The following is a 16,981-nucleotide window of genomic DNA, read 5'->3' as shown; positions in this document are numbered from 1 at the left end:
ATGTATTCTAAATACAAAACCAACTTTCCATTAAACTAATTCCCCAAAGCCGCAATAGCAGCTGTTATGCGAAGTGCTACTACAGTTGTTTAAACTCAATAGACGAATTTATTTTTTCTGCTTTGAAAAACATCAGCGTTTCATAATTGCATTCTGAACATAATGAAATGAACTTCGCAATCTCCGAAGGCGTCATGTTCAAACCGAAATATACTGATTTTAAAAATGATTTTTTAAACTCCTGTAATTCTGGCTTTTTATTTAACGTAATTAACCTGAATTCTTTTTCATAACTCCAAGCATTAGATTTACATAAAAACATTTTATAAACTGCGAAAATCCTGTTTGAGCTTAAATAGTTTGTTTTTTCATATTCTGTATATCCAACTTCGCCTTCGGTAATATCTTCTTCAGCCAAATTTGTGAATCCATGCGATGTTAAATCGCTGTCAAACTCTAAACAAATTCCTTTATGTTTGTCAGCATAATGTGACCACATTAAAATATTATTTTCAATTAAGGAAAAACAAGATACTCTTGCACCTTTTACTTTTTCAATTTGTGCTTTTCGATACATTTCTTCAATAAAACCTTCTTCTTTAATCAAATCATCAAATCCAGGATAATTTTGAAACATTCCTTTAATTGTCTCTAGTTCATAAATTGTGTGTTCGTCCAATTTGTTCGGGAGTTTGAATTCTAATAAGTCAACATCGCAATCAAAAGGATCATTAAAACTGGCAGGATCTGAGAACTTTATTGTATTAGTTTTTATTATGGATTCTGCCACATTTAATGAGCAATATTTATAAATGATTTTTGGTTTTTCGAAATTCATAAATCGTAAACTTCAGTTGTTGTTTGGAAGCATTTTGCATAACTTATTTATGTGTGTGTGGCAAAATCACTACAGTCGATCCTAATTCGGGTTTCTTTGTGTGACGAATGCTTCTTTATACCTTTTTCCCAAATATAGAAAATAATAGTTACAAACCTACAAAGTGTAAATTTTGTTCATTTCAACCTTTTTTACGCTCCGCCCAACAAAATAGAACATCCAAAGAAAAAACAATGCCCTGATACGAGCTTCCGTCTCTGCTGCTGTTTGTTTACCTTAATGCTTCTTTTGAAACTTAATTTTTGAACATAAAAAAAGGAACATTTTCAGCTCCTTGATTTCTATTTGTAACCTATTTTTTTTCTTGGTTCTGTATTGTCTTTTTTATCAATCAATTCATCGAGATAGCTAAATACCAGTTCTATATTTTTACCGTGATTGGTGAGTTTCTTTTTAATTTCTTCGATTTCCAATTTCACTCCCAAACTATCAGTAAGCATTTCTCTTACTTTGGTAAATACCCGAATGATTTGAATACTTACTTTTATAGCTATCGGACTGTTTAATACAGCCGATAACATCGCCACGCCTTGTTCTGTAAATGCCATTGGCATATATCTTGTGCCTCCCCAGTTTGAGGTGCCAAATTGGCTCCTCAAGATTTCAAACTCCTGCGGACTAAGTTCAAACATAAAATCTTCAGGGAATCGTTCCATATTTCTACGAACCTGTCTTTTGAGTTGTTTGGTTTCTACTGCGTAAAGCTCTGCCAAATCCTTGTCTAGCATCACTTTTTGTTCTCTTATCAAATAAATTTTACTGCTGATAATTTCGTCTGGAATGATAATCTCATTGCTCCTATTTTATATTTCGTTTGTAAAAGTAATTCCAGGCTGTGGCAAAGTCTCCCAATTTTTACCCTGAATACCTATTTATAGTATTTTTCCCAAATATAAAAAATAATAGTCACAAACCTACAAAGTGTAAATCCTGTTCATTTTACGAATTTTTATGCTCCGCCCAAAAAAATAAGGCATCTGAAGAAAAAACGATGCCCTGATACGAGCTTCGGATGGGTTTTCATGATTATGAAACATTTGCGGAGCGCTTACAAAAAACCCCTTCAGAGAACGGATAATTGTCTTAATAAAAGTTGCTTTTGTATTTATGAGAATTTGATTAATCCAAAAATAAGCTTAATTTAGTGGTAGAACACTAATAATCAAGCTAAAAGACTCCTGTGAGAATTTAAAAAAACTATTTCAATCGTATATCAAAATGAAGTTAGAGGATTTAAGATATAATGATACTCTTGAAAAGTTCAGAATTGAACACGACTTGAACAATTTAGAAATAGGTCGCGTTACTTCTGAGCATAGAGAACGATATACTGTCCAAACAATAAAGGGAGAATTTCAAGCTGAGATAACTGGAAATATCCGTTTCACTGCAAAAAGTCGCGAAGATTTCCCAGCAGTAGGCGATTGGGTAGCACTAACTACAAACGATTTTGATTTTGCAATAATACACAATATACTCCCGAGGTTCTCAATAATTAAACGTCAAGCTGTTGGTCAATTTGGAGAGGTTCAAATTATTGCAACAAATATTAATTATGCTTTTATAATACAAGCTGTTGATAACAACTTCAACATCAATCGACTTGAAAGATACTTAACAATATGCAATTCATCTAATATCAATTCGATAATTGTACTTACCAAAACAGATTTAATTGATGAGCACCGAATCAATGAAATTTTGGACAGGATTAAAACAAGAATTAAAAACACACCCATTATTCCAATCAGTAATATAACAAAGAATGGATACGAAAGAATAAATTCATGCATTGAGCAAGGAAAAACATATTGCATGCTTGGATCTTCTGGCGTTGGAAAATCGACACTCTTAAATAATCTTTCGGGAAAATCTTTAATGAGAACCGATGAAATAAGCCAAAGTACAAACAAAGGAAAACACGTTACAAGTCATAGACAATTAATAGTTCTTGAAAATGGCGGAATCTTAATTGATACCCCAGGGATGAGAGAAATTGGTATTGCAGATACGGAACGCGGACTTGAAACTACTTTTGATAGGATTGTCCAACTTTCTAATAATTGCAAATTCAAAGATTGCACACACACTATCGAAAAAGGCTGCGCCATTCTTGAAGCAATCAAGAATGGAGAACTAGAAAAAGATTCGTACGAAAATTATTTAAAAATAGAAAGCGAAAAAAAACATTTTGAATCAACCATTGAAGAAAAGCGAAAAAAAGACAAGGCTTTTGGGAAAATGGTAAAAAACTACAAAAAGAACATCAATAGAAAAAAATAATGTCTTGGTTGCGTGGATTTAAACCATAAAACCGCGCAATCAAGTGCTTTCTAAAGCAAAAAGAAATGGTTCCCGATCACAAAGAACGAAGCGAGGTTGATTTTAATCCGAAGCATAGGGTTGAAATGTTTTTTCAGAAACAATAGAAAAAGAGCTTTCAATAATTTGGAAGTTATTTTTTTTTCGGAGTTAAATGCAATATACTACGCTTTAAAAAGCTAATTACTTAATTATAAATACAATCTAAAAAAAAGACTAAGGAAACTCATTTTGTTTTTAACGTTTCCTTGCTATATTTGCACTACAAAATTATTACAAAAACAAGCAACCGAATATAAAACAGTAGATTGTTGGAGTTAAACCGATTCCTAATTATGAATTTACTTGTCATAAAAAACAATAAGGGAATGATTTGAAATTAGACATTTACTATTTACACCTACAGCAACAAATTAACTAACAATACGTTACAATAAAAATGAAAGATAAAATCATATCCAAAGCAAGTGATTTATTTTTAAAACTTGGTTTTAAAAGTGTCACTATGGATGATATCGCCTGCGAAATGTGCATTTCGAAAAAAACCATTTACAAGTACTTTTGCAATAAAGAAATCCTGATTGAAGAAAGCACTGAATTGGTCCATAAAACCGTTCATGAAGTTATAAATACTATTGTTGCCAAAAATTACAATGCGATTGAAGAGAATTTTGAGATTCGAAAAATGTTTAAGGAAATGTTTCAGGCCACAGACACTTCTCCCTTATACCAATTAAAAAAACATTATCCCGAGATTTATCAAAAAGTAATGAATAGAGAATTGAACGAATGCAATATGTGTTTTAAACAAAATATCGAAAAAGGAATTGAACAAGATTTATACCGAAATGATCTCGATATTGATGTTTATGTCAAATTTTACTACTCGTTAATTTTTAGTATCAAAGAGAACACTATTTCCGAAAGAGAATCAACAAAGCTAGAATTACAGGCATTGGAATACCATACCAGAGCAATGGCCACTCCAAAAGGAATAGCCGAGCTTGAAAAACAATTACTTAAAACCAATATATAATGAAGAATATATTCATTCTAACCCTAACACTTTTGGCTTTGAGCGTCAATGCACAAGACTCTGCTAAGCGTTACTCCTTTTCATTGCAGCAAGCTATTGACCATGCGCTAGAAAACAATTATTCAGCTATCAATTCAGGACGTGATATCGAAGCCGCCAGAGAAAAAAAATGGGAAACTACCGCTATGGGGTTACCCCAAATTAATGCTGGAGTAGATTTTACAGATAATTTTGTTTTACAAAAATCGGTTGTTCCAGCAGAATTTTTTGGTGGTGAACCCGGAACTTATGCCGAAGTGGCTTTTGGAACCAAATACAATATGGTGGCCCATTCCACTTTGAGCCAACTTATTTTTGACGGTTCCTATATTGTAGCACTTCAGGCTTCGAAAACCTATTTGAAATATTACGAAAACGCTAAACAAAGAACCGATATTGACATCAAAGAAATGGTTGTCAACTCCTATGGTAATGTTTTATTGGCCAAAGAAAATATTGCCATCTTAGAAAAAAACATTGCTTCCCTACAAAAAACATTAAACGATACTAAAGCCATTTACAAAAATGGTTTAATCGAAGAAGAAAGCGTTGAACAATTGGAAATCACTCTTGCTTCACTTGAAAGCACTTTAAATTATAACAAGCGTTTATTGGATATTACCTATAAAATGTTGAAAATTAATTTGGGGATCGACATCAATGATGAAATCACTTTAACCGACAATTTGGACAATTTGACCATCCAGAACATGGATCTTGCTTTTTCAAAATCGGAATTTGATGTAAACAGTAATATCACTTATAAAATAGCCACCAATTTTGAAGAACAAAGAACATTAGAATACAAACTTGAAAGAAGTAAAGCATTGCCCTCTTTATCGGCTAATGTCAATTTTGGATACACCGCTTTCAAAGATGAATTTCAATTTTTTACACAAAATCAAAACTGGTTCAATTACTCTAATGTTGGAGTAAGCTTAAATGTCCCCATATTTAGCAGTTTGGCGAGAAGTTCTAGAACACAACAAGCCAAAATTGCTTTAGACCAAGCCAAAACACAGTTAAGTGAAACCGAACAAAAATTGAAATTGCAATACGCTACAGCAAAAAGCGAATATGAATACAGCATCGCCGATTATGAAACTGCCAAAAGTAATTTGAATCTGGCCGAAAGGATCGAGAGAAAACAACAAATTAAATTCACCGAAGGACTTTCAACCAGTTTTGATTTTAATGATGCGCAACGTCAATTATACACCGCTCAACAAAAATACTTGCAAACGATGGTTAACATCGTAAACAAAAAAGCCAGCTTAGAAAAAATCATCACTAAATAACGACTCCTATTAAATAGCCAAATTATGAAAAAAATAATTATCCTAACCATCCTTTCCATTGTGCTGATTGCCTGTAATTCATCTGAAAAAAATCAATCGATTGACAGCATTATTGCATCCAAAGATGTAAAAGCGATAACTGCAAAAAAAGCAGAACTGCAATTACAACTCACACAAATTGATGAAGCGTTAGCAACATTGGATGTAAACAAGGAAGTAGAAGCATTGGTTACCGCTGTGAAATTGAAAGACACCCTATTCAATCACTATCTTGAAGTACAAGGAAGCATCAACACCAATGAAAATGTATTAGTTCAACCTGAATTTCCAGGAAATTTAGTCGAATTAAATGTAAAAGCAGGGCAAAAAGTAAGCAAAGGACAAGTTTTAGGGCGCACCGATGATGGTGGTATGAGCCAACAACTAGCTAGTGCCGAAAATCAATATGCGCTTGCCAAAACTACTTTTGAACGTCAAAAAAACCTATGGAGTCAAAAAATTGGATCTGAAATACAATATCTTCAAGCACAAACACAAATGATTTCGGCTCAAAAAGGAGTGGCACAAATCAAAGCACAAATAGCAAAAACAGTAATCAGAGCACCGTTCTCTGGAACTATTGACGAAGTTTTCGTAGAAAAAGGCGAAGTAGTTTCTGCAAGTCCGCAAGGATTAATGCGTATTGTGAATTTAGGGAATATGTATGTTTCTACGTCTATTCCTGAAACGTATATTGGTAAATTAAAAATTGGTACTGAAGTAGATGTTTACTTAACTTCATTAGGCAAAACCTACAAAGGAAAAGTGCGTCAAATAGGGAACTTCATCAATCCTAACAACAGAAGTTTCGGAATCGAAGTTAGCGTTCCCAATCCAGAAAATTTATTGCGCCCGAACCAAGTCGCAAAACTAAAAGTGATTGATTACGTGAGCAAAAATGCTGTGGTTGTTCCTACGAATGTGATTCAACAAGATTCTCAGAAAAACAGTTTTGTATACACAGTGGCCAACTCGAATGGAAAAACGGGCATTGCCAAAAAAGTGATTGTTAAAACCGGGCAATCTTCGGATAATGTAACCGAGATTTTGAGCGGTTTAGACACTGATGCCATAATAGTTACCGAAGGGATGAACACCATTTCCGATGGGATGAAACTTAACTTCTAAAAAAGTTGATGGTTGAGGGTTGAAAGTTTATGGTAATCCACGAACTATCAACCATCAACAATAAACAATAAACTTTTAAAAATATGTCACACCAAAGTAAAGAATTCGGAATATCAAGTTGGGCTGTCGAAAATCGAGTTACAGTATATATCTTGACTTTATTGATTGTAATCACGGGAGTTATTGCCTACGTTACGATGCCTCGAGAGGATTTTCCGGAAATTATAGAAAACAAGGTTTACATTTCATCCGTTTTCCCAGGAAACTCAGCTGAAGATGTAGAGAAATTAATCATCAAACCTCTTGAAAAGGAAATCAAGAACATTAGTGGCGTGGATAAAATAACGTCCAGTTCTTTCCAAGATTATGGGATGATTATCGTTGAGTTTGAAGATAAAGTTACCATTCTGGATGCTAAAACCAAGATTAAGGACAAAGTTGATATCGTAAAAGCAGATACCGACTGGCCTAATCTTGACAATGGCAGTAAAGTGGAACCAAGCGTATTCGAATTGAACATTTCGGAGGAAGTGCCCATTCTGAACATCAATTTACAAGGGAATTACACGACTCAACAACTTAAAAAATACGGAGAATTGCTTCAAGACGATATTGAGGAAATCCCCGAAGTGAAAAAAGTGGATATTCTGGGTGTTGATGATAAAGAAGTGGAAATTGCCGTTGACATATTCAAAATGACGGCAGCCCAAGTTTCTTTTGATGACATTCAAAATGCCGTGAAATATGAAAATATGACGCTTTCGGGAGGAAATTTAATTTCACAAGGTTCCAGAAACAACATCCGAATTGTAGGGGAAATCAAAGACCCGAAAGAATTGGAAAATATCATTGTAAAACACAATGGAGGAACCGTTTACTTGAAAGACATTGCTGTGGTTAGTTTCAAAGAAAAAGAAAAAACAACCTATGCCCGTGAGAAAGGATCTGAAGTTGTGATGTTGAACGTAAAGAAACGTTCGAATCAAAACATGATTTCGGCAATCGAACAGGTAAAAGAAAAAATAGAAGAAGCCAAAGTATCGTATTTACCATCCAATTTAAAAATTGAATTGACGAACGATCAATCTTCACGTGTAGAACACCAAGTAGATGAATTGTCGAATCACATCATCTTCGGGATTGTGTTGGTAATGATCGTTTTGATGTTTACTATGGGACTTAGAAATTCTTTGTTTGTGGGAGCGGCTATTCCATTATCGATGTTGATGGCGTTTAGTATTCTTTCGGCATTCGGATTGACCTTGAATACAATGGTGCTTTTCGGATTGGTTATGGGACTGGGAATGTTGGTGGACGATGGAATTGTGGTGGTCGACAATGTATTTGCCAATATGAAAAAAGGAATGCCTCGTGTTCAGGCTTCCAAAATAGGAATTGGCGAAATCGCTTGGCCTGTAATTGCCTCAACCGCTACCACTTTAATGGCATTCTTGCCTTTCGCCTTGTGGCCTGGAACAATGGGTAAATTCATGAAATATTTCCCAATGACATTAACCGTTACATTATCGGCTTCCTTATTTGTCGCGATGGTTGTCAATGCGGCTATGACGGGGGGATCGATGGAAATTGAAGACAAAAATGTGACCAAAAAATCAGCAAAAATGTATTCAATCATTTTTACCATAATTGCGGTTATTTTTGTGCTTCTCGGAAATATTTATGATTCCAAATTCGCAAAAGCCATTGGTCACTTGGCCATCATTTCATTAGGATTAATGTGGTTGTACAAGTTAAAACTGTACCAATGGACACAAGATTTCCAACACAGTTTTTTCCCAAGAATGGAAGACAAATACAAAAGCTTTTTAGCCAAAATTTTAACCAAAAGAAGAGCTTGGTATGCTTTGGTTGGAATTATCGGTCTGTTGTTTTTCTCATTCATCCTCTTGGGAATATTCCCTAGAAAAGTATTGTTTTTTCCAGATAATATCCCCAATCAGGTAATCGCTTATATTGAATACCCACAAGGAACCGATATCGAAAAAACCAATAAGGCTACCCTATTTGTAGAAAAACAGGTGATTTCTATTTTAAACAAATACGTAGATCCAAAAACAAACAAAAATTTCTTAGCCGAATCAATCGTTTCACAAGTGGGTGTTGGTGCAGGGAATCCAAACGTAGATGCGGGATCGGCTTCTGAAACTCCTTTCAAAGGGAAAGTGACGGTGAATTTCTCGGAATTTAAATTTAGAAGAGGCATCAACACCTCCGATATCTTGGAAGAAATTCGAGGAAAAGTAAAAGGAATTGCCGGTGCCACAGTAACGGTAGAAAAAGACGCCAATGGGCCACCTGCAGGTTATCCAATCAGCATTCAGCTGACAGGAATCGATTATGACGAAATGCTGAAAGAAGCAGATAAGATGATTACGTTTATCAATGCCAAAAACATTCCCGGAATCGAAAGATTGAGCATTGATGTCAATAAAGAAAGTCCGGAATTGGAAGTAAAAGTCGATCGTGTAAGTGCGGGAAGTTTGGGTGTTTCGACAGGACAATTGGGATTCAATTTGCGTCGTTCCGTTTATGGACAAGAAATCTCGACCTACAAAGAAGGCGATGACGATTACAACATCACCATGCGTATGCAAGACGACCAACGCAAAAACGAAAACATATTATTCAATCAGTCCTTGACGTTCCGAAACCAGAACAATGGGCAAATGATGCAAGTGCCTATTTCTGCTGTTTCCGAAACACAGAAAACCAGCACTTACAATCAAATCAAGAGAAAGAATCAAAAACGCATCATGACGGTTTACTCCAACGTCTTGACCGGTTACAATGCCGATGAAATCACCAAACAAATCGCAGCCGATTTAAAAGGATATCAATTACCTAAAACAATTACCTATTCCTTCTCGGGAGTACAGGAAGAACAAGGCAAAAACCAAAGTTTCTTATTGTATGCCTTATTTTTAGCCTTGGCAGGAATTACCATTATTATTGTCTTGCAATTCAATTCGGTATCCAAAACTATGGTAATCCTATTTACAGTAATCCTGAGTTTCAGTGGAGTGTTTTACGGATACGTCATTGCCAACATGGATTTCGTAATACTGATGACCATGATGGGAATCATATCGCTGGCGGGTATTGTGGTGAAAAACGGAATCGTATTAATGGACTTCTTCGTTTTATTATTGGACAAAAAAGTAGCAGATAAGCATTTAGAAAGTCATGATGATCTAACCATTGAGGAGATCAAAGAAGTAATCATCGAGTCTGGAAAATCCAGATTGCGTCCAGTATTGTTAACCGCTTTGACGGCGGTATTGGGATTGATTCCGCTGGCCATTGGATTGAATTTTGACTTCTTCTCTTTGATAACCGACTTAAATCCGCACATCTTCATGGGTGGAGACAATGTTGTTTTCTGGGGTCCATTGGCCTGGACCATCATATTCGGATTGACCTATGCAACGGTTTTAACCTTGGTAATGGTACCCGTAATGTTCTATTTGGTGAAAAGAACTAAATATTGGTTAAGAGACCGAAAAAACAGAAGAATCGTAACGGAAGAATAAATCCGAATCCAACTCAAAAATATAAAAAACCACTCCTTTCTAACTATTAGAATGGAGTGGTTTTTTGGTTTCAAAGAACTTTGATATTAAAATGATTTGGGCGTAACCCCATTAGGGAAAAGAGGCCTTCCCTACTTTGCGTTTATTTGGCCCCTTTCCCTAATGCAGTCTCCCGATAGCTATCGGGAATCCGTTCTACTTCGGTAGCTTACTCCTATCCTTTACGCGGGCATCAGGAAATCAAGAGCCTTTAGAATCTCATAATTTAGAAATCGTTTGTGTCAAAAAAAATTAAAACAAAAAAAGAATTGATATTCAAAAACAAAAGATTTCCCTTTTTGTGCTTTACCTTTGCCAAACTTTTAAAAAGAACATTTCATTAAAGTTAAAGGTCCCAATTTTATTATGAAACGAGAACATTACATCCCATTTGATAAGGAATTCTTGCTCGAACAACAACTGGCGGAATTCTCTGGAGATGAAAAGAAAGTTGAAGATTTCAAAAAGTTATTCGATATCATTGAACATTATTACCATAACGAAGCTTTTAACCTAATTCGTAATATCAAACAGAACTACGCTTTTTTTGACCCTGATTTAAATCCAAAAGAAAGAGCAACTTTTAGAGACAAAAGCAACTTTTCCCTTTTCAAAGAAACCTTACTTAAAGTTCTCGAACTAAGTAATTATAGTCGGGTCAATCAAGAAACATTAGACAAAGCGTTTAAATACTCTGATTTGATTGGTTTAAAATTAGCCATTGACTTGGAAACGTATGATGATTATGAAATATATGTAAGAGGTCAACATACCACGACCGAAAAAATCAGCAAATTCTTTTTTTGGAAGAAAAAAATTGAGGTCGAATACTATGATCGTGTAATGATTTATCTCAAATATCATGATGCCAATTACTATAAAAAAAAGAAGACTCCTAAAGACAAAAGGCCAATTGAGCCGGGCACTATCGTATTAAAAATCTTCAAACGCGTTCCAAAAAACGATCTTGAAACTATATTCCCAAATGCGATTCCTAAAATGTCGCTAACCGACAAATTATTATTGTGGGTACCAGGTCTTGTGGGTGGTATTTCACTATTGAGTGCCAAAGTAATTCCGGCACTGATTAAAATGCAATCAGCTGTTGAATCTGGCGAAACAATCGATTTGCTAAACAGTAAAACGTCGTTAAATCAAGGTTTAATTGCCCTTGGATTTTTGGGTGCCTACTTGTTTCGTCAGTACAATAACTTTGTAAACAAGAAGATCAAATATTCGAAAATGCTTTCGGACAGCCTTTATTTTAAGAATTTGGGAAATAATAGTGGCGCTTTTTATTCTTTGTTGAACTCTTCGGAAGAAGAAGTACTTAAAGAAACCATCTTGGCTTACTCTTTTTTAAGCCAAAGCAAAACCCCGTTAACAGAAGCAGAACTTGATCATCAAATTGAATCTTGGTTCAAAAAAAAGCACAATACCGACCTTGATTTTGATGTAAAAGAGGCGCTGATAAAATTAAAAAATACAGGTCTTGGCTCAGAGACCAATGGCAAATGGGAAGTTATTCCTTTGGATAAGGCACTCATTAAAATAGACGAACTATGGGATGGCGTGTTTGACTACAATCAATTTGCTACGAATTAGCAACTTATTCAAAAAGACGAGTACCTAATTTAGTATTGATATTGAAAACCAAAAAGATCGTATTTCACTAACTCTATAAGTTGAAACACTATCATTTTGGTTTTTATTAATCTCTATCTATTTTTCAGGGTCAGAGACAGGAACAGTTCTTTTACCTTTTAACTAACTTACCTTTCTTATCTATAGGAATAATGGTTTTTACAATTGATTTTGGCTGCAAATCATCCAATACATTTAAAGCTTCTTCAACATAAATATCTTTTGATAAATTTTCATGCCATCTTTCTCTCTTTTCTTTTAAAATCAGATCCTTAGTCATCCCTTCTAATTCATAAGGCAATGAAGTAAATATTAAATTATTTTTATAATCAACAATTGGTTTGAACTTTTTACTCGTTTCTTCAATTTGATTTTGGGCTCCTTTAAATTTATCTATATTTAAACTATAGTTATTTTCGCCACTTCTGCTATCAATCCACTTAGCATTCTCTTCAATCAGTTGAAAATAAATGTCTTTTTCAATTCTCTTTTTACTGTTAATAATCGCTTGCTCAAATTTAGAAGTATTATTCCAAACTGTATAAGCAGTTGGATCAATTTTATCCCAAGGCAATGCATGTGCTTCATCACGTTCTCCCATCTTTAAATAGGCATAGCGATCTGGCATAATGATATCGCTACTTACACCATCAAGCTGAGTAGAACCTCCAGTAATTCGATAAAACTTTTGAATAGTTGTTTTCAAAGCCCCAAAATCCCCGAATACACTATTCTTTGCATATTGATTCAAGTCAATTACTCTTTGAACCGTTCCTTTACCGTAAGTTTGCTTACTGCCGACTATTATACCTCTTTTATAATCCTGTATAGCTGCCGCCAAAATCTCTGAAGCCGATGCTGAAAATTCATTTACCATGATTACCAATGGACCATCCCATTTTATCTCCTTATCGGTATCATACAAAATTTCTTTTTTCTTACTTGCTGTTTTTATTTGAACTATTGGTCCTTCTTCAATAAACAAACCTGCAATATTAACAACTGTAGACAAAGACCCTCCGCCATCATCGCGAACATCTAAAACAATACCATTAACACCTGATTGTTTCAAACGATCTACTTCTAAAGCAACATCTTTTCCTGCATCTCTTCTGTCTTTATTTTCAAAATCAATATAAAATTTTGGCAAATAAATAATTCCGTATTTCAAACCATTTTTCTCAACAACACTTGACTTTACATACGTTTCTTCGATCTCAATAATATCTCTTATGATAGAAATGACTTGTATAGTTCCGTCTGTTTTTTTTACCGTAAGGCGAACTTCAGAGCCTTTTGGTCCTTTTATTTTTTTGATAACTTCGGTCAAACGCATCCCAACTATATCTACAGCAACACCATTTGACTGAGCCACTTTCATAATTAAGTCTCCTTTTTCTAATTGCTTTCCTCTCCAAGCCGGGCCTCCGGATATAAGTTCTGAAATCTCTATGTAATCGTTTTTCTTTTGTAATTGCGCACCAATACCCTCAAATTTACCACTCATACTGGTATCAAAACGTTCTTTCTCTTCGGGTGCAAAGTAAGATGTATGCGGGTCAAATTGAGACATAATAGAATTGATATACAATGTAAACCAATCGTCTCTTTTTAAATCATACATAAATCCAAAAGAGTCATTCAATGATTCTAATGAGCTATCTCTTGTTTCTTTTTCCAATACTACGTCCGATTTCATAACGTAGACTGGATTTTTTATTCTTTTTTCTACTTCTAATTTTTGCTTATCAGTAAGTGATGAAAGAGTAGTTAGCTTTATTTGTTTTCTCCATTTTTCTTTTAACTCTGCTGTGTTTTTGGCAAACGAAGCTTTATCATAATCTACATTAAAATCTTCTTCAATTCTATAATCAAAAGGGGTGTTTAATATGTCTTTGTATATTTTACTGCTTTCTTCCATACGAAGCATCAATCGATCGTAAGTAAGATTAAAGAAAGTCAAATCTTTATTAGTTAGTTGATCATCTAATTCCAATTCAAATTTTGAAAATTCATTGATATCTGACTGCAAAAAAAAACGTTTCGAAGGATCCAAAGCAGCTATATAATCTTTGTAAACTCCTTTTGAAAAATTATTATCTATAACTGCTGGGTTATAATGTCCTTTCTCTATTACAAATGTTAATAATTCCAATAACAATTTATCTCTATCTGGATCCACTGCTTTTTTTGAATTAGCTGTAAAGGCAAATAAAGTAACTGAAAGACATCCTACCGCTATGAGTATTCTATAATTATTTTTCATAAGTAGATATATTATTTTTAATTTCCCTGATCGCCATTTGTACAGTTGCTGTCCAATTCTTATTTACTGATTTTTTACTTGTATAAGGCTAATATATAGGTTTAAAACACATTAAAATCTATATCGCCATAAAGTTTCCACATAATACTTTCTAAAGATATAAATTAGTTTTATCAACTTAAACAAATCAATTGATAGAAAACTGTTTACCCCATTATTTAACAATTAATACCAATAAAAAACGCTTCAAAATATATTGAAGCGTTCGTTTATTATTGTTTAAAAATAAAGAAAAATTTTATGACTTAACTAACTTCCCTTTTTTATCACCTGGAAGGCTAGTTTTTACAATTGATTTTGTTTGTAAATCATCCAACACATTCAAAGCTTCTTCAACATAAATGTCTTTAGCCAAACTTTCATGCCATCTTTCTCTCTTTTCTTTTAAAACGGGATCTTTGCTCATACCATCTAATTCATATGGCAATGAAGTGAATTTCAAACTGTTTTTATAATCTAAAATTGGCTTAAACTTTTTAGCGGTCTCTTCAATTTGCTTTTGTGCTATTTTGAATTTATCAATATTTAAGCTATAGTTGTTTTCGGCACTTCTACTATCAATCCATTTAGCATTTTCTTCAATCAATTTAAATTGAATATTATTTTCAATTCTCTTTTTACTATTGATAATCGCTTGATCAAATTTTGAAGTATTATTCCAAACGGTATAAGGCGCTGGATCAATTTTATCCCATGGCATTGCATTCTCTTCATCTCGTTCTCCCATTTTTAAATAAGCATAACGATCCGGCATTACGACATCACTACTTACTCCTTCTAATTGAGTGGAACCACCATTAATTCTATAAAATTTCTGAGTGGTGGTTTTCAATGCTCCTAAATCTCCTGCAGAACTGTTACGAACAAATTGATTTAAGTCAATCACATTTTGAACTGTTCCTTTTCCATAGGTTTGTTTGCTTCCAATAATAATTCCTCTTTTATAATCTTGGATTGCAGCTGCCAAAATCTCTGAAGCAGAAGCAGAAAATTCATTAACCATAATAACCAATGGACCATCCCATTCGATTTTTTTATCGGTATCGTACAAAATTTCTTTTTTCTTACCCGCTGATTTTATTTGAACAATTGGACCTTGTTCTATAAACAAACCAGCAATATCCACTACCGTTGACAAAGAACCTCCTCCATCATCACGTACATCTAGAGCAATACCTTTCACACCCGCTTTTTTCAAACGATCAACCTCTAGTGCAATATCTTTACCTGCGTCTCTTCCATCTTTATTTTCAAAATCGATATAGAATTTAGGCAAATAAATAACACCATACTTCAAACCATTTTTATCTACAACGCTAGATTTAGCATATGTTTCTTCTATTTCTACAATATCTCTTATTATGGAAATAACTTGAATAGTTCCATCAACTTTTTTAACGGTAAGACGAACTTCAGAACCCTTAGGTCCCTTAATTTTTTTAACTACATCATCCAAACGCATCCCTACAACATCTACAGGAACACCATTACCTTGAGCTACTTTCATCACTAAATCACCTGCTTCCAATTGCTTTCCTCTCCAAGCTGGCCCACCTGATATTAATTCTGAAATTTCGGTATAATCATTTTTCTTTTGCAACCTAGCTCCAATACCTTCCAATTTACCACTCATACTCACGTCAAATCTTTCTTTTTCTTCTGGAGCAAAATAAGTAGTGTGAGGATCAAAACGAGACATGATAGAATTAATATATAATGTAAACCAATCGTCTCTCTTTAGTTCATTCATAAATCCAAAGGATTCATTCAATGAATTCAAAGAGCTTTCTCTTGTTTCTTTTTCTAGGACTTCATCAGATTTCATAACATATTGAGAATCATTTATCTTTTTGTCCTCCTCTAATTTTTGTTTATCAATAGCAGACGAAGAACCAGAAAACACAACTTGTTTTCCTTCTTTTCTATCTTCTTCGTTTTTTTTCTTATCTGTAAAAGATGACAATGTAGACAACTTTATTTGCTTTCTCCATCTTTCTTTCAGTTCAGCAGTATTTTTAGCATATGGAGCTTTATCATAATCAACATTAAAATCTTCATCAACACTATAGTCAAAGGGTTTGCTTAAAATGTCTTTAAATATTTTTTTGCTCTCTTCCATACGAAGCATCAAACGATCATAGGTAAGGTTAAAAAACGTTAAATCCTTATTAATCAATTGATCGTCTAATTCCAATTCAAATTTGGAAAACTCACTAATATCAGACTGCAGGAAAAAACGCTTAGACGGATCTAGTGCAGCAATATAATCTTTGTAAACCCCTTTCGAAAAATTATCATCGATAACTGCAGGATTATAATGTCCCTTTTCAATTACAAATGTCAACAACTCCAAAAGCAGTTTATCTCTTTCTGGATCGACTGATTTCTTTGAATTAATATTAAAGGCAAATAAGGTCACCGAAAGGCATACCACAGCTATGAGTATTTTATAATTTCTTTTCATAAAGCTAATAATAGAATTCATCAATTTTTTTTAACTAAGTTACATTAAAAACTATGCCAGCCCCCTAGTATGCTACATAATTTTTTGTTAAAGGTAGTAAATAGTCTTTTTTTGAGTTTTAAAAAAAAACTCAAAAAAAATATTTTTTATTTGTTCGCAATATAAGATTTTGTGTTAGTACATTTGTTTACGAAGAC

The 16,981-nt window shown here is 33.9% G+C and carries 10 protein-coding genes; 6 read left to right on the top strand and 4 right to left on the bottom strand.

What is annotated here, in order from left to right:
- Positions 1–79: 79 nt before the first annotated feature.
- Both KZH69_RS02255 and KZH69_RS02250 read right to left on the bottom strand, forming a co-directional pair.
- A complete protein-coding gene (locus KZH69_RS02255) occupies positions 80–838 on the bottom strand; it encodes a DUF2971 domain-containing protein (RefSeq protein WP_219315836.1) in 759 nt (252 codons plus the stop codon).
- A 341-nt stretch (positions 839–1,179) separates the two neighbouring features.
- A complete protein-coding gene (locus KZH69_RS02250) occupies positions 1,180–1,647 on the bottom strand; it encodes an ORF6N domain-containing protein (protein ID WP_255557623.1) in 468 nt (155 codons plus the stop codon).
- A 469-nt stretch (positions 1,648–2,116) separates the two neighbouring features.
- Here KZH69_RS02250 and rsgA point away from each other — a divergent pair, with 469 nt between their 5' ends.
- The 6 genes from rsgA (at position 2,117) to KZH69_RS02220 (ending at position 11,955) form a co-directional block, all read left to right on the top strand.
- On the top strand, positions 2,117–3,181 hold the full coding sequence (gene rsgA, locus KZH69_RS02245; protein ID WP_219315835.1) for a ribosome small subunit-dependent GTPase A: 1,065 nt from the start codon (positions 2,117–2,119) through the stop codon (positions 3,179–3,181).
- 478 nt (positions 3,182–3,659) lie between these two features.
- Positions 3,660–4,256 (top strand): TetR/AcrR family transcriptional regulator, encoded by a 597-nt coding sequence (locus KZH69_RS02240; RefSeq protein ID WP_219315834.1) that lies wholly within the window; start codon positions 3,660–3,662, stop codon positions 4,254–4,256.
- Positions 4,256–5,593, top strand: a complete 1,338-nt coding sequence (locus KZH69_RS02235; RefSeq protein ID WP_219315833.1) for a TolC family protein — start codon at positions 4,256–4,258, stop codon at positions 5,591–5,593. Before KZH69_RS02240 ends, KZH69_RS02235 begins: the two co-directional genes overlap by 1 nt.
- Positions 5,594–5,617: 24 nt before the next feature.
- Positions 5,618–6,760: an efflux RND transporter periplasmic adaptor subunit gene (locus KZH69_RS02230; protein WP_219315832.1), complete on the top strand. Its 1,143-nt coding sequence runs from the start codon at positions 5,618–5,620 to the stop codon at positions 6,758–6,760.
- Between the two features lie 83 nt (positions 6,761–6,843).
- Positions 6,844–10,311, top strand: coding sequence for an efflux RND transporter permease subunit (locus KZH69_RS02225; RefSeq protein WP_219315831.1), 3,468 nt, complete (start codon positions 6,844–6,846; stop codon positions 10,309–10,311).
- A gap of 405 nt (positions 10,312–10,716) precedes the next feature.
- Complete coding sequence (locus KZH69_RS02220) at positions 10,717–11,955, top strand: TMEM143 family protein (RefSeq protein ID WP_219315830.1); 1,239 nt, start codon at positions 10,717–10,719, stop codon at positions 11,953–11,955.
- Between the two features lie 151 nt (positions 11,956–12,106).
- Here KZH69_RS02220 and KZH69_RS02215 read toward each other — a convergent pair whose 3' ends face one another.
- Both KZH69_RS02215 and KZH69_RS02210 read right to left on the bottom strand, forming a co-directional pair.
- A complete protein-coding gene (locus KZH69_RS02215) occupies positions 12,107–14,260 on the bottom strand; it encodes a carboxy terminal-processing peptidase (protein ID WP_219315829.1) in 2,154 nt (717 codons plus the stop codon).
- 298 nt (positions 14,261–14,558) lie between these two features.
- On the bottom strand, positions 14,559–16,805 hold the full coding sequence (locus KZH69_RS02210) for a carboxy terminal-processing peptidase (protein WP_219315828.1): 2,247 nt from the start codon (positions 16,803–16,805) through the stop codon (positions 14,559–14,561).
- Positions 16,806–16,981: the final 176 nt, after the last annotated feature.

The sequence above is a fragment of the Flavobacterium taihuense genome, assembly GCF_019351435.1.
Taxonomy (GTDB): Bacteria; Bacteroidota; Bacteroidia; order Flavobacteriales; family Flavobacteriaceae; genus Flavobacterium; species Flavobacterium taihuense.
Note: the sequence above shows the minus strand (reverse complement) of the source record. Positions and strands in the feature narration are given on the sequence as shown.

Bases quoted from the DNA above. Each gene is read 5' to 3' on its own strand.
- KZH69_RS02215 (WP_219315829.1), bottom strand. From the start codon at position 14,260: ATGAAAAATAATTATAGAATACTCATAGCGGTAGGATGTCTTTCAGTT.
- KZH69_RS02235 (WP_219315833.1), top strand. From the start codon at position 4,256: ATGAAGAATATATTCATTCTAACCCTAACACTTTTGGCTTTGAGCGTC.
- KZH69_RS02210 (WP_219315828.1), bottom strand. From the start codon at position 16,805: ATGAATTCTATTATTAGCTTTATGAAAAGAAATTATAAAATACTCATA.
- KZH69_RS02255 (WP_219315836.1), bottom strand. From the start codon at position 838: ATGAATTTCGAAAAACCAAAAATCATTTATAAATATTGCTCATTAAAT.
- KZH69_RS02225 (WP_219315831.1), top strand. From the start codon at position 6,844: ATGTCACACCAAAGTAAAGAATTCGGAATATCAAGTTGGGCTGTCGAA.
- KZH69_RS02230 (WP_219315832.1), top strand. From the start codon at position 5,618: ATGAAAAAAATAATTATCCTAACCATCCTTTCCATTGTGCTGATTGCC.
- rsgA (WP_219315835.1), top strand. From the start codon at position 2,117: ATGAAGTTAGAGGATTTAAGATATAATGATACTCTTGAAAAGTTCAGA.
- KZH69_RS02220 (WP_219315830.1), top strand. From the start codon at position 10,717: ATGAAACGAGAACATTACATCCCATTTGATAAGGAATTCTTGCTCGAA.
- KZH69_RS02240 (WP_219315834.1), top strand. From the start codon at position 3,660: ATGAAAGATAAAATCATATCCAAAGCAAGTGATTTATTTTTAAAACTT.